Below are 23040 nucleotides of genomic sequence, written 5' to 3'. Positions count from 1 at the left end.
ATGTCCACTATCCCTATTACCAAACGCGGGGCCGAGGCCCTGAAAGCCGAGCTGCACAAGCTCAAGACGGTTGAGCGTCCCTCGGTCATCGGTGCGATTTCCGAAGCCCGAGCCCAGGGCGACCTGAGTGAAAACGCCGAGTACGAGGCGGCCAAAGACCGCCAGGGCTTCATCGAAGGCCGGATCCAGGAGGTTGAAGGCAAGTTGTCGGTGGCCCAGATCATCGACCCGGCCAGCCTCGATGCGGGCGGCCGCGTGGTGTTCGGCGCCACGGTAGATCTGGAAGACGAAGACAGCGGCCAGGCCGTGCAGTACCAGATCGTCGGTGAAGACGAGGCCGACCTGAAGCTGGGCCGCGTCAATGTGTCCAGCCCGATTGCCCGTGCCCTGATCGGCAAGGAAGTCGGCGATACCGCCGAGGTGAATGCGCCCGGCGGCATCAAGCGCTATGAAGTGATGGCGGTCAGCTACATCTAAACCATGCGCCAACGCTTGCCCATCGGTCTGGCAGCCCTGTGGTGGGGCAGCCTGACCACGCTGGGTTTCATGGTTGTGCCGCTGCTGTTCATGCTGCTGCCGACCCCGGCCTTGGCCGGCAGTACGGCGGCCAAGCTGTTTACAGCGCAAACCTGGCTGTCGATGGGCTGTACCTTGCTGCTATTGCTGATTTCCAGGTCAAATGCGGCTCTGGCGCAGGTGGAGCATGCGCCAATAGCTACTATTTTTATAGCTTTCGGCTTGTTTGCCGCGGTGCTGGTGGAGTTTGCCGTGTCCCCGCACATCGTGGCGCGGGAGAATCTGAAGCTCTGGCATGGCCTGGGCACAGGCCTGTATGTGCTGCAATGGCTGGCCGCCGGCGCGACACTGTGGAAGGTGTCGGCGCCGCGCGGCTGAATCAGGTCTGGCTGCGTTTTTTCAGGCTGGTCTTGGGCTTAGGCTTGGCGCGTTTCACATTGCCGCCGGCCGTCAGGCGCTGGTTACCGAGTACCCGCAAGGTCTTGACTTCGGGGCGCTGGCCACCGCGCGTGCTATGTTTGAGCACCTTGAAGTCGCGTGGGCCGGGCATGCGGTCTTCGTCGACTTTGCGCTCTTTGGTGATTTCGGGCTGGGGGCGCCACAGCACCAGCAGCTTGCCGATGTGCTGGATAGGTGCCGCACTGAGTTCGTCGGCCAATTGCTGGTACATGGTTTCCCGGGCGACGCGGTCGTCCGAAAAAATCCGCACCTTGATCAGACCGTGGGAGTTCAACGCCAGGTTGACTTCTTTGATGACAGCGGGGGTGAGACCATCGCTGCCAACCATTACCACGGGGTTTAAATGGTGGGCATCGGCGCGGTGAACCTTGCGCTGGGCAGGGGTAAGTTGTATTTGAGACATGTGCGTATTATCAAGGCCAAGATGAAAGTTAAAACACAAAGTAAAAAAGTCAACAAGGCGTGGCTTAACGACCACGTCAACGACCCCTATGTCGTGTTGGCTAAACGCGAGGGCTATCGGGCCCGTGCAGCCTACAAGTTAAAGGAAATTGACGAAAGCTTCCATCTGATCAAACCCGGCCAGCTGGTGGTGGATTTGGGGTCGACGCCTGGCGCCTGGAGCCAGTATGTCCGGCGCAAACTGTCGCCCAAGACCGCGGCTGGCGGCGGCGCGGCTGTGGGGGCGCTGAATGGCAGCATCATCGCCATCGATCTGTTACCCATGGAACCCATCGAAGGTGTCACATTTCTGCAGGGGGACTTCTGCGAGCCCGAGATGCTGGGCCGGCTCTCCGATGCCATGGCTGGGCGTTTGGCCGATGTGGTGATTTCCGACATGGCTCCCAATTTGTCGGGCATCCATGCGGCCGACGCGGCGCGGGTGGAGAACCTGGTGGAGTTGGCCGTCGATTTTTGCCAGACGCATTTGAAGCCCCAGGGGGCTTTGGTGGCCAAGCTGTTTCACGGCGGCGCCTACGATCCCTTGGTGAAACTGTTCCGGCAGTCGTTCCATACCGTTAAACCGGTCAAGCCCAAGGCTTCCCGCGACAAGTCCACCGAGACGTTTTTGGTCGGCATCGGCCTGAAAGTCGCGCCTAAGGCAGTCCAAGCAGATACCGAAAACGGTTAATTTTTGGGTTAAACCCTTATTGTCCCTATGGCTGCGATAGCCAAGATAAGCCGGGCGTGCCCTTGAAACGCCTAAAATAGTACGCACTTACGTTGAAGTCTTTCTACCGGAGCCTTGCTTGAAAAATCCGTGGTTTTCCAAAATTGCCGTTTGGCTCGTCATTGCGATGGTGCTGTTCACTGTGTTCAAACAGTTCGACACCCGTGCTGGCGTGAGTTCTGGTTATCTCGGTTACTCTGAGTTCCTGGATGAAGTTCGCAGCAAACACATCAAAACTGCCACTATCCAAGAAGGCCAGGGCGGTACCGAAATCGTGGCCATCACCAATGATGACCGCCGTATCCGTACCAATGCCACCTACCTCGACCGCGGTCTGGTGGGTGACCTGATTGCCAACAACGTCAAGTTTGACGTCAAGCCCCGCGAAGAAGGTTCCCTGCTCATGACCCTGCTGGTCAGTTGGGGTCCGATGCTGCTGTTGATTGGCGTGTGGGTCTACTTCATGCGCCAGATGCAAGGCGGCGGCAAGGGTGGCGCATTCAGCTTCGGCAAGAGCAAAGCCCGCATGATGGACGAAAACAACAATGTGGTGACTTTCGCCGATGTCGCCGGCTGCGATGAGGCCAAGGAAGAAGTCAAGGAAGTCGTGGACTTCCTGAAAGACCCGCAAAAATTCCAGAAGCTGGGCGGCCGTATCCCCCGTGGTCTGTTGCTGGTCGGCCCTCCGGGCACCGGCAAGACGCTGCTGGCCAAGAGTATTGCCGGCGAGGCCAAGGTGCCTTTCTTCTCGATCTCCGGTTCGGACTTTGTGGAAATGTTCGTCGGCGTGGGCGCAGCCCGGGTCCGCGACATGTTCGAGAACGCCAAGAAGAACGCACCTTGCATCATCTTCATCGATGAAATCGACGCCGTCGGTCGCCAGCGTGGCGCAGGCCTGGGCGGTGGTAATGACGAGCGCGAGCAAACCCTGAACCAGATGCTGGTCGAGATGGATGGCTTCGAAACCAACCTTGGCGTGATCGTGGTGGCAGCTACCAACCGGCCGGACATTCTGGATGCCGCCTTGCTGCGCCCAGGCCGCTTCGACCGCCAAGTCTATGTCACCTTGCCCGATATCCGTGGCCGCGAGCAGATCCTTACGGTGCACATGCGCAAGATCCCGGTCAGCCAGGACGTGAACGCCAATGTGATTGCCCGTGGTACCCCCGGTATGTCGGGTGCCGACCTGGCCAATCTGTGCAACGAAGCCGCGCTGATGGCGGCCCGCCGCAGTGCCCGCGTCGTTGAAATGCAGGATTTCGAAAAAGCCAAGGACAAGATCCTGATGGGCCCCGAGCGCAAGAGCATGGTTATGCCCGAGGAAGAGCGCCGCAACACGGCCTACCACGAGTCTGGCCACGCGCTGATCGGCAAGCTCTTGCCCAAGTGCGACCCGGTGCACAAGGTTACCGTGATCCCCCGTGGCCGCGCCCTGGGTGTGACCATGAGCCTGCCAGCACAAGACCGCTACAGCTACGACAGCGAATACATGCTGAGCCAGATCAGCATGCTGTTTGGTGGCCGTATCGCCGAAGAGGTGTTCATGCACCAGATGACCACCGGTGCCAGCAACGACTTTGAGCGCGCTACCGCCATCGCCCGCGATATGGTGACCCGTTACGGCATGACCGATGCCCTCGGCCCTATGGTTTACGCCGAAAACGAGGGCGAGGTGTTCCTGGGCCGTTCGGTGACCAAGACCACCAATATGAGCGAGCAGACCATGCAAAAGGTCGACAGCGAAGTGCGCCGCATCATCGACCAGCAGTACGCCTTGGCGCGCAAGCTGATCGAAGACAACAGCGACAAGATGCACGCCATGGCCAAAGCCTTGCTCGAATGGGAAACCATCGATATCGAACAGATCGACGACATCATGGCCGGCCGCGAGCCCCGTCCACCGAAGGACTGGACGCCGCGCACCCCCACCGGCGGTGGCAGCAATGGCGGCAGTGGTGGCGCACCTGCGGTGACCACTGAGCCTGCACCCACAGCCGCCTAAGCTGCTGTGATATCGACTACGGGGCCTTCACAGGCCCCGTTTTCATTTCCGGCTTTTTTGCTCCACCATTTTCAGTACGCGCATGTTCTGGCAAACCACCCGCTTCCGCATTGACCTAGCCCAGCCCCAGGTGATGGGCATCGTCAATGTGACCCCCGATTCCTTCTCTGACGGCGGCCAGCATGACCATACCGCCGCGGCGCTCGCGCACTGTGAACAGCTGCTGCGCGACGGCGCGCAGATGCTGGACATCGGTGCGGAATCCACCCGCCCTGGTGCCCAGCCGGTGCCGGTGGAGCAGGAGCTGGCCCGCTTGCTGCCGGTGCTGCAGGCGGCAGTGACATTGGGCGTACCGATCTCGGTCGATACCTACAAGCCCCAGGTCATGCAGGCCGCGCTGGATGTGGGCGTGGACATCATCAACGACGTCTGGGCCTTGCGCTGGGCCGACCCGGCCCATCCGCTGGCCGGCCCAGTCGTGGTAGCGCAGCACCCCTCCTGCGGCGTATGTCTGATGCACATGCACCGCGAGCCGCAAACCATGCAGGCTGCGCCCATGCAGGGCGATGCCGTGGCGCAGGTGCTATCGTTTCTGGAGCGATCTGCGCAGGAACTGTCTGCGCTAGGGGTCGAAAAGACCCGTATTGCACTCGACCCTGGCGTGGGCTTTGGCAAGACCGTGGCGCAGAACTTTGCGACGCTGGCCCGCCAGTCCGAGTTCCTGGCGCTGGGTTATCCGCTGCTGGTTGGCTGGTCGCGCAAATCCTCGCTGGCGGGCATGACGGCGGGCGCGGGCACGCTGGATGCCTCGCAGCGGATGGTGCCCAGCGTGGCGGCCGCGCTGCTGGCGATAGAGCGCGGCGCGCGTATCGTGCGTGTGCACGACGTGTTGCAGACCGCCCAGGCCGTTAAGGTCTGGTCGGCGGCGCGGGCCTAATGCGGGCCTAAGCTTCTTTGTCACAATGGCGCCCATCCAGCGCCGACAATGCGCCGCACAATTCCACCAAGAGGATACATACATGACCCGACACTACTTCGGCACCGACGGCATCCGCGGTACCGTAGGCCAGGCCCCCATCACCCCCGACTTTGTGCTGCGTCTCGCGCATGCCGTTGGCCGGGTGCTGAAGCAAACCGAAGCCCGCCCCACGGTGCTGATCGGCAAAGACACCCGCATTTCGGGCTATATGCTGGAAAGCGCGCTCGAATCCGGCTTCAATTCGGCGGGTGTGGACGTGGTGCTGCTGGGCCCACTGCCGACGCCGGGCGTGGCCTACCTGACGCGGGCCCAGCGGGCCAGCCTGGGCGTGGTGATCAGCGCCAGCCACAACCCGTTTGCCGACAACGGCATCAAGTTCTTCAGTGCGCAGGGCGCCAAGCTGCCCGATGCCTGGGAGCTGGCGGTTGAGGCCGCGCTAGACACCCCGCCGGTCTGGGCCGATTCCGCTTCGCTGGGCAAGACCCGCCGGCTCGACGACGCCGCCGGCCGCTACATCGAATTCTGCAAAAGCACCTTCCCCAACCATCTGACCCTCAAAGGCATCAAGATCGTGGTCGATGGCGCCCATGGCGCGGCCTACCACATTGCCCCCAAGGTGTTCCATGAGCTGGGTGCCGAAGTGATTGCCATTGGCTGCGCCCCTGATGGCCTGAACATCAACGACAAAGTCGGCGCCACCCACCCGCAGGCGCTGGTCGAGGCCGTCAAAGCGCACAAGGCCGATTACGGCGTGGCGCTGGACGGCGATGCCGACCGCCTGCAGATGGTCGATGCCAATGGCCGCTTGTTCAACGGTGATGAAATCTTGTACCTGATGGTCAAGGAGCGGCTGTCGCGCGGCGGCAAGGTCACCAGCAAACGCGCGGGCGATGCCGTGCCGGGCGTGGTCGGCACCTTGATGACCAATATGGCGGTCGAGCTGGCTTTGCGCGAAAAGGGCGTCGAGCTGGTACGCGCCAAGGTTGGCGACCGCTATGTGCTGGAAGAGCTGGAAAAGCGTGGCTGGCTGCTGGGCGGCGAAGGCTCGGGCCATCTGCTGGCGCTGGACAAGCACACCACCGGCGACGGCCTGGTCAGCGCCTTGCAGGTACTGCAGGCCTGCGTGCGCACCGGCCAGACCCTGGCCGAGCTGCTGGCCGACCTGACCCTGTTTCCGCAAACCTTAATCAATGTGCGCCTGCAGCCTGGCCAGGACTGGAAGTCCAACACCCAGCTGCCGTTGGCCACCCAGGCCGCCGAAGCCGAGCTGGGCAACAATGGCCGGGTACTGATCCGCGCCAGCGGTACCGAGCCGTTGGTCCGTGTGATGGTCGAGGCCCGGGATGCGGCCCAGGCCCAGGCCTGTGCGGAGCGCATCGCTGCGACCTTGCGCTAGACGCCCTCGATCCCGCGGTTCGCGGATTGGAGGGCGGATATTGGGGCAGCAGTGTCTCTCTACAAAGTTCCCAAAATCAAGCTGGTATGCACTAATATGGGCCGCTGAATCGCATACAGTTTGAGGACGATTTTTTATCTATTCCCGCTTGCCATACCTGTAGGAAACCTGTGTGGAAACCAAACGCCTGAGCCACCTTGTGGACCACGCCCTACTGGGGGACGGGGCTGCACGGCAGCGGGCGATGGTGGAAGGCGTGGTGGATCTGGTGGCGAATACCGGCGTATCGCCGCAGATCCTGGCGGTACTCGACAGCCTGCCGGTGCTGGTCAGCGCCCTCGACTTGCGCCACCGGCAAGTGATTACCTACTGGAACCGCGAGTGCGAGGCGGTCTCCGGCTACGCAAGCGAAGAGCTGGTCAACCACCCGGAAGCCTTGCAATGGCTGTATCCCGAACCTCTTTACCTGGCGCGCAAGACGGCTGATTTCCAGGAGCTGGGCGCCCATTTCCGGGACTTGGAGTGGACCCTGACCACCAAGTCCGGCGAGAAGCGGCGCATCGCCTGGTCGACGATAGACGGGTTGCCGGCCGGCCCCGGCCAGCATGCGGTGTGGTGCGTCGGCCTGGACGTGACGGCGCGCTCCGAGTCCGACCGCTTGCTGCGCGACCGAGACAAGCTGCTGGGCTCGGTGTTCCGGCATTTGCCCGACATGGTCTACCTGAAGGACGGCGAGGGCCGCTGGCTGCTGACCAACCCTGCGGCCCGCGCCGTGCTGGGCTTGAGCGAGCAGGAGGCCTACGGCTACACCAACCTGGAGATCGCGGACCGCAACCATCCGCAGGGCGAGAGCCTGCGCCAGAGCGCCTTGACTGACGAAGCCACCTGGCAGTCGGGCCGGGCCTCGCACATGCAAGAAGTGGCCGATGACGGCCAGGGCAATCTGCGCTGGTTGGATGTGATCCGTGTGCCGACCTTTGGCCGGCGCGGCCAGCGCCTGCATCTGTTGATCGTGCGCCGCGACATCACCGACCAGCGCATCGCTGCCACCAAGCTCGAGCTGGCCGGCCGGGTGCTGGAGCAAAGCACCGACGGCATCATCGTCACGGATGAGCAGAACCGCATCATCATGGTCAACGGCGCGTTCACCGAAATCACCGGCTACCAGTCGCACGAGGTGCTGGGGCGCGACCCGCAGATCCTGGCTTCCGGGCAGCACGATCCCAGCTTCTTCCAGCACATGTGGAAGGTGCTGGCCGAAGAGGGGCGCTGGGCCGGCGAAATCTGGAACCGCCGCAAGAACGGCGAGGTCTACCCCCAATGGATGAGCCTGTCGGCGCTGCACCAGCGGGCCCACGGCGAGGTGACGCACTATGTGGCGGCCTTCTCCGACCTCAGCTCGCGCAAGGCGGCGGAAGAGAAAATCGCCTACCTGTCCAGCCAGGACGTAATCACCGGCCTGCCGAACCGGGCCCACGTGGCCTTGCGCTCCACCCTGGTGCTCAAGCACGCCAAGACCACCCACGAGCAAGTGGCCATGATCGTCATCGACGTGGACAACTTCAAAACCCTGAACGATTCGCTAGGCCATGCCGCCGGCGACCAGATGCTGCGCGAAGTCGGCCAGCGGCTCAGCCAGTTCGCCGACGAGCGTTCGGTGGTCGGGCGGCTCAGCGGCGATGAATTTTTGATACTGCTGCGCAATGTGCAGGGCACGGCCGATGCCGCCCATATGGTTACCGCTCTGATGGATGCTGTGGGCCAGCCCATGGTGCTGGCCGATATGCCGGTGAATGTGTCGATCTCGGCCGGCATCGCCATGTTTCCGGCCGATGGCGACCAGTTCGACGCCTTGTTTGGCCGCGCCGACTCGGCGCTGTACGCGGCCAAGCGCGGCGGCCGCGGCACTTACCAGTTTGCCAATGCCACCATGAACGAGGTGGCACTCGAGCGCCTGCGGCTCGAATCCGCGCTGCGCCTGGCTATTGAAAACAATGCACTGCGGCTCGAATACCAGCCGCTGATCCATCTGCCCAGTGGCCGGGTGGTCGGCACCGAGGCCTTGTGCCGCTGGGACCATCCCGAGCGCGGCCCCATCCCGCCCAGCCTGTTCATCCCGATTGCCGAAGACTGCGGCCTGATCGAAGCCCTGGGCGGCTGGGTGCTGAAGACTGCGGCCCTGCAGCTGCGCGCCTGGCATGATGCCGGCCAGCCCGAGCTGATGATGGCGGTGAACCTGTCGGCCCGGCAGTTCCAGCGTGGCGTGGTGCTGCGGCAGGTCGAGGAAGCGCTGGCGGTATCGGGCATTGCACCCGACCGGCTGGAGCTGGAGCTGACCGAGAGCGTGCTGTTGCACGACGGTGAAGCCGTGACCGCGGTGCTGCGTCGCTTGCAGGCGTTGGGTGTCAAGCTGTCGATCGACGACTTCGGCACCGGCTACTCCAGCTTTGCCTACCTGCGGCGCATCAAGTTCGACAAGATCAAGATCGACCAGTCGTTTGTGCGGGACCTGATCGACGACCCCGACAACGCCGCCATCGTGCGCGGCATCATCTCGCTGGCGCTGAGCCTGGGCCTGCGGGTGCTGGCCGAGGGCGTGGAGACCGAAGAAACCGCCCAGCGCCTGCGCCACCTGCAGTGCACCTATGCCCAGGGCTACCACTTCGCGCGCCCGCTGCGGCCCGAAGTGTTTGCGCTGCAGCAGGGTTTGACGGTCGCACCCCTGCCGTTCTGACCGGCCTGCCTCGGGCCTGTGCATCGGGGGTCAAATCTGGCCCAGAAGGGGGCTCCCGCGCGCCACCTACAATCGAAACACACTCTTACTTTTATGAAAATCCTGATCTCCAACGACGACGGCTACCAGGCGCCGGGCATCGTCGCCTTGTACGAAGCCCTGAAGGACGTGGCCCAGGTCGAGGTCGTAGCGCCCGAGCACAACAACAGCGCCAAGTCGAATGCGCTGACCTTGTACGCGCCGCTGTACGTGCACCAGGCGGCCAACGGCTTCCGCTATGTGAACGGTACGCCGGCCGACTGCGTGCACATCGCGCTCACCGGCCTGCTCGACTACCGGCCGGACTTGGTGATCTCCGGCATCAACAACGGCGCCAACATGGGCGACGACACGATTTACTCGGGCACCGTGGGCGCAGCCATGGAAGGCTATTTGTTCGGCATCCCGGCCATCGCCTTTTCGCAAACCGAGAAGGGCTGGGGCCACTTGGACGCCGCCGCCCAAACCGCCCGCGACCTGGTGCTGCGCATGACCCAGCAGCAGCTGGTCGGTGCCCAGCCCTGGCTGCTGAACGTGAATATCCCGAATCTGCCGCTGGAAGAGCTCAAGCCGATGAAGGTGTGTCGCCTGGGCCGCCGCCACACGGCCGAGAAAGTCATCACCATGGACAGCCCGCGTGGCGACACCATGTACTGGATTGGCAGCGCTGGCGTGGCCAAGGACGATGCCGAGGGCACGGACTTCCACGCCAGCCTGCAAGGCCACGTGACCATGACGCCTTTGAAGGTCGACCTGACCGACCACGACCACCTGGGCTACTGGGCGCAAACCGCGTCCCGGCTGGCGGGTGGACCGGCGGCGCAAGCCTGATGTCGCAGCGGCCTCCGTTTCCAGCCCGGCTGGATTTCTCGGCGGGTGCACCATCGGCCAAGCGGTCTGCTATTAAAACGGTAGCTGCTCCCGCAGTATCTACCAGCGCTAGTGGTCTAAAAAGCTTGAAACCTGTGGCGGCGCCCACGCCTGCGCCCGGCCATGGCATGGACTCGGCCGCGGTGCGCGCCCGCATGGTGCAGAAGCTGGCTGCCATGGGCATTGCCTCGGCGCCTGTCCTGCGTGCCATGGGCCTGGTCGAGCGGCACCGCTTTGTCGATTCGGCGTTGGTCAACCAGGCTTACGAAGACACCAGCCTGCCGATCGGTCTGGGCCAGACCATCTCCAAACCCAATGTGGTGGCCCGCATGGGCGAGCTGCTGCTGGACTCGCCTCTGGGCAAGGCCGGGCCGCTGGGCCGGGTGCTGGAGATCGGCACCGGCTGCGGCTACCAGGCGGCGGTGCTGGCGGTGCTGGCGCGCGAGGTCTACAGCATCGAGCGGCTGCGCGGCCTGCACGACAAGGCCCGCGCCAATCTGCGCCCGTTCCGCCTGCCGAATGTGCACCTGCTGTTTGGCGACGGCATGCTGGGCTACCCCAAAGGCGCGCCCTACGCGGGCATCATCGCCGCGGCCGGTGGTGATGCGATTCCGCAGGCCTGGCTCGACCAGTTGGCGGTCGGCGGTCGGCTGGTGGCGCCCATGGTGACCAGCGGCGGCAAGCAGGCCCTGGTGGTGGTGGATAAAACCGCCCAGGGGCTGAAACAGCAATTGCTCGAGGCGGTACATTTTGTCCCTCTAAAATCGGGCATTGCTTAAACAGAGATATGACGCAAGCAGTGGCCGGTCCCTTCGGACAGGAATTGCTTGGGTCCAACAGGAAATACACATGCACGCGTTGCGTCATCAGGATTGGAAGAATGCGCTTGCGCTGGTAGCGGTTGTGCTGCTGGCGGGCTGCGCGGGCCCGAATGCACACAAGGCCCCGGTGGAAGACCGCGGCACCAGCCGCTCGCAGTCGCCGGTCGCCGCCACACTGGCCGAGACCGTACCCGCCAAGCCGCTGCCCGGCGCCGAGAACGCCGGCCGTCCCGGCTACTACACGGTCAAACCCGGCGACACCTTGATCCGCATCGGCCTGGACTCGGGCCAGAGCTGGAAAGACATCGCCCGCTGGAACGGGCTGGAGAACCCGAATCTGATCGAAGTCGGCCAGGTGCTGCGCGTGGTGTCGCCCAACGCCACGGTTACCGAGAACGGCGTGACAACACGCCCCGTGGCTTCCAGCACCGTCACCGCCACCCCGGTACCGGCTGCGAGTGCACCTGCCAGCGCCGCGGCCAGTGCCGCCAGCGCGCCCAGCAGCGCCGCCAGTGCAGCTGCCAGCGCCAGCAAGCCCGCTGCCGTGGTGTCACCGGCGTCGTCGGGTGGCGAAGACGACCTGGCCTTCATCTGGCCCACCAGCGGCAGCCTGATCGCCGGTTTTGACGAAGCCAAGAACAAGGGTCTGGACCTGGGCGGCAAGACCGGCGACGCGGTGCTGGCCGCTGCCGATGGCCGTGTGGTGTATGCCGGTGCCGGCCTGCGCGGCTACGGCAACCTGCTGATCCTCAAGCACAACAACACCTACCTGACGGCCTACGCCCACAACCAGACCCTGCTGGTGAAGGAAGACCAGTCGGTGCGCAAGGGCCAGAAGATCGCCGAGATGGGCAGCAGCGATGCCGACCGCGTCAAGCTGCACTTCGAGATCCGCCGCCAGGGCAAGCCTGTCGATCCCGCCAAATACCTGCCCAACCGGTAACTGCCATGAAAACCCCCAACGCGTCCGGCAAAACTGTGCTTGTGGACGCGCTGGGCGACGAGAGCCTGCCCATGCCCTTGGGTGAGGTCGGAGACGGTCCATTGCCGCCCGGCGGGGCCGCCTGGCTGGCCCCCGGCGGCGATGGCCACGACACCTTGAGCCTGTACCTGCGCGACGTGCGGCGTACCGAGCTGTTCACCCCCTCCGAGGAATTCGACATGGCGACCCGGGCCCGGGCCGGCGACTTCGAAGCTCGCCAGGCCATGATCGAGCACAACCTGCGTCTGGTGGTCAGCATTGCCAAGACCTATCTCGGCCGTGGCGTGCCCATGAGCGACCTGATCGAAGAGGGCAACCTGGGCTTGATGCATTCCATCGACAAGTTCGAGCCCGAACGCGGCTTCCGCTTCTCTACCTATGCCACCTGGTGGATACGCCAGTCGGTGGAGCGCGCGGTGATGCAGCAGGGCAGGGTGATACGCCTGCCGGTGCACGTGGTGCGCGAGCTGCAGCAGGTGCTGCGGGCCCGGCGCACGCTGGAGCATGATTCCGCCTTTGCCGAGCTGCGGCCCGACGGTGTGCGGGTGGATGACATTGCCGGGCTGATGGGCCGCGACGCGAGCGAGGTCGCCGATTTGCTGGCGCTGGCCGAATCGCCACGCTCGCTGGATGCGTCCATGGACCGCTCGGAAGACGGGCAGACCCTGGTCGATACCCTGACCGACGAGAACACCCTGGACCCGTCGGCCAGCACCCACACCCACGAGGTCGAGCGCCTGCTGGAAACCTGGACTGCCACCCTGACCCGGCGCGAGCGCGAGGTGCTGGACGGCCGCTTTGGCCTGCACCACCGCGAACCCGAAACCCTGGACACCTTGAGCGACCGCCTGGGCCTGACCCGCGAGCGGGTGCGCCAGATCCAGAACGAAGCTCTGCGCAAGCTGCGTGTGCAGCTGGGCCGCAGCGGCGTCAAGAAAGAAGCCTTGTTGTGATGCAAAGAACCCGACGCATGTTGTTGCTGGCCGGTGTGCTGGCCTTGGCCGGTTGCGTGGCGCCTGGCCCGCGTACCACCACCATCAGCCAGGAAAAGTTGCAGACGCTGCTGGCCACGCGCTTCCCCTATACCGGCAAGCTGGGCGCGCTGTTCGAGCTGCAGGCCCAGGCGCCCCAGGTGCGGCTGATGCCCGAGCAGAACCGCATCGGCACTTCGATACAGGTGCAGGTGTCGGACCGGCTGGGGCGGGCCAGCTTCAACGGCCTGCTGGACGTGGACTATGGCGTGCGCTTCGAGCCCAGTGACCAGAGCATCCGCATGGCCGATGTGCATGTGAACAGCTTTACCTTCAGCGGTGTGCCCGAGCGCTACCAGGCCATCGTGCAAGACTATGCGCAGCAGCTGGCCGGCCGCATGCTGAGCGACGTCAGCCTGCACCAGATCCGCGCCAAAGACATGGAAACCATCAAGGGCTGGGGCTACGAGCCCGGCGCCATCGACGTGACGCCAGAGGGCCTGCGCATCACCTTGCAGCCCCGGCAGCAACCCTGACCCCTTACTATCAAAAAAATAGCTGCTGACGCAGGTAGTACCTGCGTCAGCAGCTATTTTTATATGTAGTGGCGGAAAGACTTAGTGCGCGCCTTGCTCCAGGAAGCGCTGGGCGTCCAGTGCCGCCATACAGCCCGTGCCGGCGCTGGTGATGGCCTGGCGGTAGATGTGGTCTTGCACGTCACCGGCGGCAAACACGCCGGGCACGCTGGTCATGGTGGCAAAGCCGTTCAGCCCGGCCTGGGTGACGATGTAGCCGTCCTTCATCTCCAGCTGGCCGGCAAAGATGTCGGTGTTCGGCTTGTGGCCGATGGCGATGAAACAACCCTTCAGGTTGATGTCGGTAGTCTCGTCGCTCTTGGTGCTTTTCAGGCGGATGCCGGTCACGCCGGAGGCATCGCCCAGCACTTCCTGCAGGGTGTAGAACAGCTTGAGTTCAATCTTGCCAGCGGCGACCTTTTCCATCAGCTTGTCGACCAGGATGGCTTCGGCCTTGAAGGTGTCGCGGCGGTGCACTAGGGTGACCTTGGAGGCGATGTTCGACAGGTACAGCGCTTCTTCGACAGCGGTATTGCCGCCGCCCACCACGCAGACCTCTTGCTCGCGGTAGAAGAAGCCGTCGCAGGTGGCGCAGCCGGATACGCCGCGGCCCATGAAGGCGGTTTCAGAGTCCAGCCCCAGGTACTGGGCCGAAGCGCCGGTGCACAAGATCAGCGCGTCGCAGGTATAGGTGCCGCTGTCACCGGTGAGGGTGAACGGCCGCTTGCTGAAATCGACTGCATTGATGTGGTCGAAGATGATTTCGGTCTTGAAGCGCTCGGCGTGCTCCAGAAAGCGCTGCATCAACTCCGGGCCTTGCACGCCCATCACGTCGGCGGGCCAGTTGTCGACCTCGGTGGTGGTCATCAGCTGGCCGCCTTGGGCAATGCCGGTGATCAACACCGGGTTCAGGTTGGCACGGGCGGCATAGATGGCGGCGGTGTAGCCGGCCGGGCCGGAGCCTAAAACCAGGACTTTTGCGTGTTTGTTGGTTGACATTAAATAAAAACCCGTGATGAAAATAACAAGGAGCCGTGTACAGTTTGCGTTGTGTTACAAAAATGCAAGCGCGCTGCAGTTGGTGCGAGACCCGTGTGGAAATTTTGCCCCAGATTGTAAGAACCCATGGCTTATAGGGTCCAAACCTAAGAGGAAATTCCGATGTCGATGTTGTCCAACATAGAGCTTTTGCTACGTGTGCCCTTGTTTTCCAGCATGACGCCCGAGCAGGCCGACGTGGTGGCCAAGGCGGTGACCAAGCAGCGCTTCAAGCGCGCCGAGGTGATTGTCGAGCAAGGCCGCAAGTCGAATGCGCTGTTCATCGTGCTCAGCGGCCGGGCCCGGGTGCTGACCACCGACAGCCGGGGCCGCGAGGTGATCCTGGCGACCCTGCAGGTCGGCGACTACATCGGCGAAATGAGCCTGATCGACAACGAGCCGCATTCGGCCACGGTGCAGGCCGATGTGCCCACCGACTGCCTGGTGCTGGGGCGCGCCGAGTTCGACCACTGCCTGGACGGCAATACCGCCATGGCCCGGGCCGTGATGACCGGCCTGGTCAAACGCCTGCGCCGCGCCGACCAGAAGATCGAGTCGCTGGCCCTGATGGACGTGTACGGCCGCGTGGCCCATGTGCTGCTGGACTCAGCCACCCACGATGCCGATGGCCAGATGGTGATCCGCGACAAGATTTCGCGCCAGGACGTGGCCAAGATGGTCGGTGCCTCGCGCGAGATGGTCAGCCGGGTGATGAAGGACCTGGAGGAGCGCGGTTACATCAAGGGTCAGGAGAACGGCTCGACCCACATCCAGTCGGTGCTGGGCTCGCTTACATAATCCTGCGGGCCATGGGGTAAGCTTGCGGCAGATTTTTCTGCCCATGACTTATTCACTCAATACCCTCAATTCCAATGGTCCGGTGGTGTCGCCCATGCGATCCGGCATCAACCGCTTTGCCCGCGAAATCGGCCTGATCCTGGGCCTGCTGGTGCTGGTCTTCTGGCTCATGTCGCTGCTCGGCTACTCCTTGCAGGACGCCGCCTGGTCTACCTCGGGCCAGACCGCCAAGGTGCACAACTGGGGCGGCCGCCTCGGCGCCTGGATGGCCGACATGAGCTACTTCTGCTTCGGCTTCTCGGTCTGGTGGTGCGTGGCCGCCGGCGTGCGCGCCTGGCTGGCCGGCCTGGCCGACTGGATGCGCGCCCATACCGAAGACAGCTCCGCCCGGCCACCGGCGAACCGCCTGGTCGGCAGTGTCTGGGGCTTCTGGGTGGGCCTGGCTTTGCTGATGTGCTCCAGCAGCGCCCTCGAATGGTCGCGGCTGTACCGGCTGGAGCCGCAACTGCCTGGCCAGGTCGGCGGGGTGCTCGGTTATCTGGTTGGCCCGTTCGGCGTCAAATGGCTGGGCTTTACCGGCTCGGGCCTGGTGTGGATTGCGCTGGGCGTGATCGGCGTGTCGGCGGTGTTCCGCTTCTCCTGGAGCCAGGTGGCCGAGCGGCTCGGCGCCTGGGCCTATTCCTTGGTCGAAACCCGGCGCGAGAAGCGCGAAGTGGCCGAGGACTTGGCCGTAGGCAAGAAAGCCGCCAAGAAGCGCGAAGCCGTGGTGCGCGAAGAGCGCGTCGAAATCGAAGCCCACCACCCGACGCCGGTGATGATCGAGCCGACCATGGCCGAGCCACCCAAGAGCCAGCGCGTCGCCAAGGAACGCCAGAAGCCGCTGTTCAGCGAAATGCCCGATACCAAGCTGCCGCAGGTCGACCTGCTGGACGGCCCGCAGCTGCGCCAGGAAACCGTGGCCCCCGAGACGCTGGAGATGACCAGCCGGATGATCGAGAAAAAGCTGAAGGACTTTGGCGTCGAAGTGCGTGTGGTGCTGGCCTCGCCCGGCCCGGTGATCACCCGCTACGAGATCGAGCCGGCTACCGGCGTCAAGGGCTCGCAGATTGTCGGCCTGGCCAAGGACTTGGCGCGTAGCTTGAGCCTGGTGTCGATCCGGGTGGTGGAAACCATTCCCGGCAAAAACTATATGGCGCTCGAATTGCCGAACGCCAAACGCCAGTCCATCACCTTGTCTGAGATTCTGGGTTCGCAGGTCTACCACGAGGCCAAATCCATGCTGACCATGGGCCTGGGCAAGGACATCATCGGCAACCCGGTGGTGGTCGACTTGGCCAAGATGCCGCACGTGCTGGTGGCCGGTACCACCGGCTCGGGCAAGTCGGTGGGTATCAACGCCATGATTCTCAGCCTGCTGTACAAGGCCGAGGCGCGCGACGTGCGCCTGCTGATGATCGACCCGAAGATGCTGGAAATGTCAGTCTACGAAGGCATTCCGCATTTGCTGGCCCCCGTGGTTACCGACATGCGCCAGGCCGCCCACGGCCTGACCTGGTGCGTGGCCGAGATGGAGCGCCGCTACAAGCTGCTGAGCAAGCTGGGCGTGCGCAATCTGGCCGGTTACAACGCCAAGATCGACGAAGCCGCCTCGCGCGAAGAATTCATCTACAACCCGTTCAGCCTGACGCCCGATAGCCCCGAGCCCTTGAAGCGCGAGCCGCACATCGTGGTGGTGATCGACGAGCTGGCGGATCTGATGATGGTGGTCGGCAAGAAGATTGAAGAGCTGATCGCCCGGCTGGCGCAGAAAGCGCGGGCGGCCGGCATCCATTTGATTCTGGCGACCCAGCGGCCCAGCGTGGACGTGATTACCGGCCTGATCAAGGCGAATATCCCGACCCGGATTTCCTTCAAGGTCAGCAGCAAGATCGACAGCCGCACTATTCTGGACCAGATGGGCGCCGAAGCCTTGCTGGGCCTGGGTGACATGCTGTACATGCCCGGCAGCGGCATGCCGACCCGGGTGCACGGCGCCTTTGTCAGCGACGAAGAGGTGCACCGCGTTGTAAGTTACTTGAAGACCCAGGGCGAGCCCGACTACATCGAAGGCGTGCTGGAAGGCGGCACAGTCGATGGCGAGGACGGCGAGGGCGTCGACGGCCTGGGTGGCAGCGGTGGCGAGAAGGACCCGATGTACGACATGGCGGTGGAGGTAGTGCTGAAGAACCGCAAGGCCAGCATCTCGCTGGTGCAGCGCCACCTGAAGATTGGCTACAACCGCGCCGCCCGTTTGGTGGAAGATATGGAAAAGGCCGGCCTGGTGAGCGCCATGAGCGGTGCCGGTCAACGCGAAATTTTGGTGCCCGCGAGAGCGGAATAAAACTGATGAAAAATTGGATTGCTACTGTATTGATAGCTGCTAGCGCAGGTACTGCCTGCGCCGATGGCCTGGAAAGCTTGGAGAACTTCGTCAAGACGGTGAAGTCCGGCCGGGCCGAGTTCACCCAGGTGGTGACCTCGCCGCCCAAGGACGGGCAGGCGGCGCGCAGCAAGACGTCGAGCGGCAGCTTCGAGTTCCAGCGGCCCAGTAAATTCAAATTCCTCTACAAGAAGCCGTTCGAGCAAAGCATCGTGGCCGACGGCCAGACCCTGTGGCTGTACGACGTGGACCTGAACCAGGTGACATCCCGCAAGCAGTCGCAGGTGCTGGGCTCGACGCCGGCTGCGCTGATTGCCGCCGCGCCCGATCTGAAAGCCTTGCAGGCCGATTTCACTCTGCAGGCCGCGCCGGACAAGGACGGCCTGCAATGGGTGACGGCCACGCCCAAGGCCAAAGACGGCCAGCTGCAAACCGTCAAGGTAGGTTTCAAGGTCGAAGGCCAGGCCACCGAGCTGGCGGCGCTGGAGATTCTGGACAGCTTCGGCCAGCGCTCGCTGATGAGCTTTGCCAAGGTCGAGGTCAATCCCGCACTGGCCGCCGAGACCTTCCAGTTCAAGCCGCCTGCGGGCGCTGACGTGGTCAAGCAATAAGCCTGTCTGCGTTGCCCGGCTGCCCACTTTGCACAAAGGAGGCCCGATGGAGAGCAACGCACCCACCCCGGCGATACGGGTCGGTATAGGCGGTTGGAGCTTTGAGCCATGGCGCGGCAGCTTCTACCCGGCCGATGTGCCGCACAGCCGCGAGCTGGAATACGCCGGCCGCCGGCTCGATGTGATCGAAATCAACAGCACCTACTACAGCAGCCAGAAGCCCGCCACCTTTGCCAAGTGGCGCGATGCCACGCCCGAGGGATTTGTGTTCAGCCTGAAGGCGTCCCGCTTTGCGACCAACCGCCGGGTGCTGGCGGATGCCGGCGAATCGGTCCAGCGCTTTGTGGGCAGCGGCATCGCCGAATTGGGTCCCAAACTCGGGCCCATCGTCTGGCAGTTTGCGCCGACCAAGACATTCGATACGGTGGATTTCGCGGCCTTCCTGCGCTTGCTGCCCGACGCGGTGGACGGCGTGCGGCTGCGCCATGTGCTGGATGTGCGGCACGCCAGCTTCAAGTGTGCGGAATATCTGGCCTTGGCGCGCAGCCACGGTGTGGCCACCGTGTTCATCGACTCTGACGATTACCCGTCGTTCGCCGACATCACCGGCAGCTTTGTCTACGCCCGCATGATGCGCACGCAAAGCGCGCTGCCCGAAGGCTGTACCGCCCAGGTGCTGGACCAGTTGGCGGCCTGTGGGCGGGTCTGGCGGGACGGGCAGGAGCCGTCGGGTTTGCCGCGGGTGGAAGCTGCTGCGCCGGCTGTGCCAGCCCGCGATGTGTTCATGTTCTTTATCAGCGGCGCCAAGGAACGGGCGCCGGCAGCGGCGATGGCCTTGCGCCAGCGCTTGCAGGCCTGAGCGCCTAGGCCTGCACCGCTGCCAGCGAGGGCTGTTTGCCGGCCGCCTTGTGCACCCGCTCGTGGTGCACCTTGAAGTTGTCGGCCGCTACCGGCGCCTGGATGGCAAAGGCTTTTTCGCGGGTGTCGCGGGCGACGTACACGCCCAGCGGCAGGCCTTGCGGTGTCACGGTGCTGACCACCAGCGGCGTGTTGGCGGCCGCGCCGCGCTGCACGCTCACGCCTTTTTCGCCGTTCGCCAGCAGCACACAGGTGCCCGGCGGGTAAAAGCCCAACACCGTGGTGATGGCGGCCGCCACCTGGGCGTCGTCGCGCAACGCGCCGACGATGCTGGACTTGGCGGCCTGCATCGGCGACAGGCCGGCGCGGGTGGAGCGGGCCGCGGTCTTGGCCACATACACGTCGACCAGGTGCAGGATGCGCCGGCATTCGAGGTTGCGCGCCAGGCCTTTGCGGGCATCGCGGTCATGGTGCAGGGCCACGATGTCCAGCAGGTCGGCATTCACCGCGCCCCAAGCGCGCAGCAGGTCGGCGCTGGCCTGGGGGTGGTCGTGGATCAGCTGCCTCTGCTCTGCATCGGGCGGGGTGCGCTGCGTGGCCAGGGTGTCCTGTAGCTTGGCCATGCCGAGGTTCATGGTCAGCGCCGCCTGCACCAGCACTGGCCGGATGGTGTCGTGCAGCCCCAGTTTGCGGGCGGTCAGCTCGCAGACCACGGCGCACAGCAGCGCATGGGTGGCGCAGTAGCCCAGGGCCTTGTCGCCCAGTGCCTGGAACAGGCTGAACAGGCTTTCGTTCGGGTCTTTGTCCAGCAGCTCCATGGCGCGCTTTTGTACGCCCTGCAGCCGGCCCAGCGGATTCTTGGCCGCTGCGCCCGCGTACAGCAGCTGGGTCAGCACGGTCTGCACGTCGACCCAGCCACCGGTGATGTCTTCGCCCACGGTGTAGTCCAGCTCCAGAATCTCGGCCGGCATGGTGGCCTGGGAGATCTCGTGGATGCTTTTGCCCTCGCGCAGCATGGCGTAGACCAGGCGGTCGTAGCTGTGTACCCAGGCCTTGTAGTCGGCCTGGGTGGCGCAGGCGCCGTGGGCCGCCAGGTGTTCGCGGTGGTGCTCCGACACGATGGCCTGGCCTTTGCGCAGCAGCAAGTTGCCCTTGGCGTCCCAGATATGGATGGGCAGGGGCCGGCCGAGCTCGATTCTGCTAATGGGCACAGAGGTGTAAATCATCGTAGAGGCCGGGCGCTGCGTGGATCTTGAAAATGCAGAAGGATAAGGGATGGCTGTGGCAGTTGAACCCGCCATGGCAGAATCAAACACCGCCTATTTGCCCGCTTGGCGAGGCTATCCACCCACTCCATGACCCGCACCTCCCTCTCCACCGATGCCCCGCTGGCCGAACGCCTGCGCCCCAAGACCCTGGGCGAAGTGATTGGACAGCAGCATTTGCTGGGCGAGGGCATGGCGCTGCGCATTGCCTTCGAGTCGGGCCAACCGCACAGCTGCATTCTGTGGGGGCCGCCGGGCACCGGTAAAACCACCATCGCGCGCCTGATGGCCGATGCCTTCGAGGCCCGCTTCATCACCATCAGCGCGGTGCTGGGCGGCGTCAAGGACATCCGCGAGGCGGTCGAGCAGGCGCTGGTAACCCAGGCCCAGGGCCGGCGCACCATCGTGTTTGTCGACGAGGTGCACCGCTTCAACAAGAGCCAGCAAGACGCGTTTTTGCCGCATGTGGAGAGTGGGCTGTTCACCTTTGTCGGCGCGACCACCGAGAACCCGTCGTTCGAGGTGAACTCCGCTTTGCTGTCGCGCGCCGCCGTCTATGTGCTGCAGCCGCTGGCACCCGCAGACTTAGAGAAAATAGTGCTGCACGCGCAGGAGATACAAGCGGTACCAGCTATAGAAAAAATAGCTGTTGACCGCTTGCTGGCCTATGCCGACGGCGATGCCCGGCGGCTGCTGAACACGCTGGAGACCCTGGCCGTGGCCGCCACCCAGGAGAAGCAGGCCGAGATCACCGACGCCTGGCTGCTCAAGGTGCTGGGCGAGCGCATGCGCCGCTACGACAAGGGCGGCGAGCAGTTCTACGACACCATCAGCGCGCTGCATAAATCGGTGCGTGGCTCCGACCCCGACGCGGCGCTGTACTGGTTTGTGCGCATGCTGGACGGCGGCGCCGACCCGCGCTACCTGGCGCGTCGGCTGGTCCGCATGGCCAGCGAAGACATAGGCCTGGCCGACCCTCGGGCCCTGCGCCAGGCGCTGGATGCAGCCGATGTGTACGAGCGCCTGGGTTCGCCCGAGGGCGAGCTGGCGCTGGCCGGCTGCGTGGTCTACCTGGCCATCGCCGCCAAATCCAACGCCGTCTACAAGGCTTTCAACGAAGCCAAGGCCTTCGTCAAGAAGGACGGCACCCGTCCCGTGCCCATGCATTTGCGCAATGCGCCGACCAAGCTGATGAAAGAGCTGGACTACGGCAAGGGCTACCGCTACGCGCACGACGAGGAGGGCGGTTTTGCCGCCGGCGAGCAGTATCTGCCCGACGGCATGGCGCCACCCAACTTCTACCGCCCGGTGCCGCGCGGTCTGGAGATCCGCATTGCGGATAAGTTGGAAGAGCTGAAGCGGCTCAACAATCAGAAACGCTAATACTTCTGTAAAGCCGCTTATTTCAGCATTTTCAAGGGTAAACACGACGTAAACCCGAGGTTTTGGCCCGTTTCGTGCTGGATACAATGCGCCACAGAACCCGCACCATTTTGGACATGGCGGGTTTTTTTATAGATAGCTGCTGGGCCCACAAAGCCGCTTTGGGTCGTCGACCCAGGGCAACCAGTAGCGTGTGGATGCACCACAAAACGGAGAAAACTTTATGGATATCTTGCTTCAGCAGATCATCAACGGTCTGGTACTGGGCAGCATGTATGCCTTGGTCGCCTTGGGCTACACCATGGTGTACGGCATCATTAACTTGATCAACTTTGCGCACGGCGAAGTCTTGATGGTCGGCGCGCTGACCAGCTGGACCATCATCGGCCTGATGAAAGACGCCATGCCCACCACCCCGGGCTGGCTGATACTGTTCATCTCGCTGATCATTGCCTGCGTGGTGGCGGCTACGTTGAATTTCGTGATCGAAAAAGTGGCTTACCGGCCGCTGCGCAACAGCCCCAAACTGGCTCCCCTGATCACCGCCATCGGCATGTCCATCCTGCTGCAAACGCTGGCCATGATCATCTGGAAGCCCAACTACAAACCCTATCCCACGCTGTTGCCGGCCACGCCGTACAACATCGGCGGCGCGGTGATCACCCCCACCCAGATCCTGATCCTCGGCTTGACGGCGGTCTCCCTGGCGGTGCTGGTCTGGCTGGTCAACTACACCAAGCTCGGTCGCGCCATGCGCGCCACGGCCGAGAACCCCCGCGTGGCGGCCCTGATGGGCGTCAAGCCCGACATGGTGATTTCGGCCACCTTCATCATCGGCGCTGTGCTGGCGGCCATCGCCGGCATCATGTACGCGTCGAACTACGGCACGGTGCAGCACACCATGGGCTTCCTGCCCGGCCTGAAGGCCTTTACAGCTGCGGTGTTTGGCGGCATCGGCAACCTGGCCGGTGCGGTGGTCGGCGGCATTCTGCTGGGCCTGATCGAATCCATCGGCGCGGGCTACATCGGCGCGCTGACCGGCGGTGTCATGGGCAGTAACTACTCAGACATTTTTGCCTTCATCGTGCTGATCATCGTGCTCACGCTGCGGCCTTCGGGCTTGTTGGGTGAACGGGTGGCCGACCGGGCCTGA

At 63.8% G+C, this 23040-nt stretch carries 21 protein-coding genes; 18 read left to right on the top strand and 3 right to left on the bottom strand.

Annotated elements, in window-relative coordinates; all coding sequences use genetic code 11:
- Entirely contained in the window at positions 1–477 is a 477-nt protein-coding gene (gene greA, locus BLT66_RS11845; protein WP_092757929.1) for a transcription elongation factor GreA, read from the top strand.
- A gap of 3 nt (positions 478–480) precedes the next feature.
- Positions 481–894 carry a DUF4149 domain-containing protein gene (locus BLT66_RS11840; RefSeq protein ID WP_092757928.1) on the top strand — a complete coding sequence of 138 codons (414 nt, stop codon included), beginning with the start codon at positions 481–483 and terminating at the stop codon, positions 892–894.
- A gap of 1 nt (position 895) precedes the next feature.
- Here BLT66_RS11840 and BLT66_RS11835 read toward each other — a convergent pair whose 3' ends face one another.
- Positions 896–1378: a YhbY family RNA-binding protein gene (locus BLT66_RS11835; RefSeq protein WP_092757927.1), complete on the bottom strand. Its 483-nt coding sequence runs from the start codon at positions 1376–1378 to the stop codon at positions 896–898.
- Positions 1379–1399: 21 nt separating this feature from the next.
- Between BLT66_RS11835 and BLT66_RS11830 the strand changes: the two genes are divergently transcribed.
- From BLT66_RS11830 to BLT66_RS11785, 10 genes are all read left to right on the top strand, one after another.
- Positions 1400–2107 carry an RlmE family RNA methyltransferase gene (locus BLT66_RS11830; RefSeq protein ID WP_092758428.1) on the top strand — a complete coding sequence of 236 codons (708 nt, stop codon included), beginning with the start codon at positions 1400–1402 and terminating at the stop codon, positions 2105–2107.
- 118 nt (positions 2108–2225) lie between these two features.
- Positions 2226–4148 (top strand): ATP-dependent zinc metalloprotease FtsH, encoded by a 1923-nt coding sequence (gene ftsH / locus BLT66_RS11825; protein WP_092757926.1) that lies wholly within the window; start codon positions 2226–2228, stop codon positions 4146–4148.
- 82 nt (positions 4149–4230) lie between these two features.
- On the top strand, positions 4231–5085 hold the full coding sequence (gene folP / locus BLT66_RS11820; RefSeq protein ID WP_092757925.1) for a dihydropteroate synthase: 855 nt from the start codon (positions 4231–4233) through the stop codon (positions 5083–5085).
- 82 nt (positions 5086–5167) lie between these two features.
- Positions 5168–6523, top strand: a complete 1356-nt coding sequence (gene glmM / locus BLT66_RS11815) for a phosphoglucosamine mutase (RefSeq protein WP_092757924.1) — start codon at positions 5168–5170, stop codon at positions 6521–6523.
- 172 nt (positions 6524–6695) lie between these two features.
- Positions 6696–9257, top strand: a complete 2562-nt coding sequence (locus BLT66_RS11810; protein WP_092757923.1) for a bifunctional diguanylate cyclase/phosphodiesterase — start codon at positions 6696–6698, stop codon at positions 9255–9257.
- A 93-nt stretch (positions 9258–9350) separates the two neighbouring features.
- A complete protein-coding gene (surE, locus tag BLT66_RS11805) occupies positions 9351–10127 on the top strand; it encodes a 5'/3'-nucleotidase SurE (protein WP_092757922.1) in 777 nt (258 codons plus the stop codon).
- Positions 10127–10945 (top strand): protein-L-isoaspartate(D-aspartate) O-methyltransferase, encoded by an 819-nt coding sequence (locus tag BLT66_RS11800; RefSeq protein WP_092757921.1) that lies wholly within the window; start codon positions 10127–10129, stop codon positions 10943–10945. Before surE ends, BLT66_RS11800 begins: the two co-directional genes overlap by 1 nt.
- A 70-nt stretch (positions 10946–11015) precedes the next feature.
- A complete protein-coding gene (locus tag BLT66_RS11795) occupies positions 11016–11930 on the top strand; it encodes a peptidoglycan DD-metalloendopeptidase family protein (RefSeq protein ID WP_092757920.1) in 915 nt (304 codons plus the stop codon).
- A gap of 5 nt (positions 11931–11935) precedes the next feature.
- On the top strand, positions 11936–12922 hold the full coding sequence (locus BLT66_RS11790; protein WP_092757919.1) for a sigma-70 family RNA polymerase sigma factor: 987 nt from the start codon (positions 11936–11938) through the stop codon (positions 12920–12922).
- Positions 12922–13476 carry a DUF1439 domain-containing protein gene (locus BLT66_RS11785; RefSeq protein WP_092757918.1) on the top strand — a complete coding sequence of 185 codons (555 nt, stop codon included), beginning with the start codon at positions 12922–12924 and terminating at the stop codon, positions 13474–13476. The genes BLT66_RS11790 and BLT66_RS11785 overlap by 1 nt, the downstream gene beginning before the upstream one ends.
- A gap of 81 nt (positions 13477–13557) precedes the next feature.
- On the opposite strand, the gene trxB is transcribed toward BLT66_RS11785, so the two are convergent.
- Positions 13558–14514: a thioredoxin-disulfide reductase gene (gene trxB, locus BLT66_RS11780; protein ID WP_092757917.1), complete on the bottom strand. Its 957-nt coding sequence runs from the start codon at positions 14512–14514 to the stop codon at positions 13558–13560.
- Between the two features lie 162 nt (positions 14515–14676).
- On the opposite strand from trxB, the gene BLT66_RS11775 reads away from it, so the two are divergent.
- The 4 genes from BLT66_RS11775 to BLT66_RS11760 are packed head-to-tail and all read left to right on the top strand — an operon-like array spanning position 14677 to position 19240.
- Positions 14677–15351 carry a Crp/Fnr family transcriptional regulator gene (locus BLT66_RS11775; protein ID WP_092757916.1) on the top strand — a complete coding sequence of 225 codons (675 nt, stop codon included), beginning with the start codon at positions 14677–14679 and terminating at the stop codon, positions 15349–15351.
- Positions 15352–15394: 43 nt separating this feature from the next.
- Positions 15395–17731: a DNA translocase FtsK gene (locus tag BLT66_RS11770; RefSeq protein ID WP_092758427.1), complete on the top strand. Its 2337-nt coding sequence runs from the start codon at positions 15395–15397 to the stop codon at positions 17729–17731.
- Positions 17732–17736: 5 nt separating this feature from the next.
- Positions 17737–18381: an outer membrane lipoprotein periplasmic chaperone LolA gene (gene lolA / locus BLT66_RS11765; protein WP_092757915.1), complete on the top strand. Its 645-nt coding sequence runs from the start codon at positions 17737–17739 to the stop codon at positions 18379–18381.
- Between the two features lie 46 nt (positions 18382–18427).
- Entirely contained in the window at positions 18428–19240 is an 813-nt protein-coding gene (locus BLT66_RS11760) for a DUF72 domain-containing protein (protein WP_092757914.1), read from the top strand.
- Between the two features lie 4 nt (positions 19241–19244).
- Here BLT66_RS11760 and BLT66_RS11755 read toward each other — a convergent pair whose 3' ends face one another.
- Complete coding sequence (locus BLT66_RS11755; RefSeq protein WP_143029211.1) at positions 19245–20450, bottom strand: HD-GYP domain-containing protein; 1206 nt, start codon at positions 20448–20450, stop codon at positions 19245–19247.
- 144 nt (positions 20451–20594) lie between these two features.
- On the opposite strand from BLT66_RS11755, the gene BLT66_RS11750 reads away from it, so the two are divergent.
- Positions 20595–21887, top strand: coding sequence for a replication-associated recombination protein A (locus BLT66_RS11750; protein ID WP_092757912.1), 1293 nt, complete (start codon positions 20595–20597; stop codon positions 21885–21887).
- A 223-nt stretch (positions 21888–22110) separates the two neighbouring features.
- The gene (locus tag BLT66_RS11745) at positions 22111–23040 is read left to right on the top strand and encodes a branched-chain amino acid ABC transporter permease (protein ID WP_092757911.1); all 930 of its coding nucleotides are present in this window, start codon (positions 22111–22113) and stop codon (positions 23038–23040) included.

The sequence above is a fragment of the Rhodoferax sp. OV413 genome (genome assembly GCF_900104385.1).
In the GTDB taxonomy this organism is placed as follows: domain Bacteria; phylum Pseudomonadota; class Gammaproteobacteria; order Burkholderiales; family Burkholderiaceae_C; genus Rhodoferax_B.
This window is presented reverse-complemented; position numbering and strand designations above follow the sequence as displayed.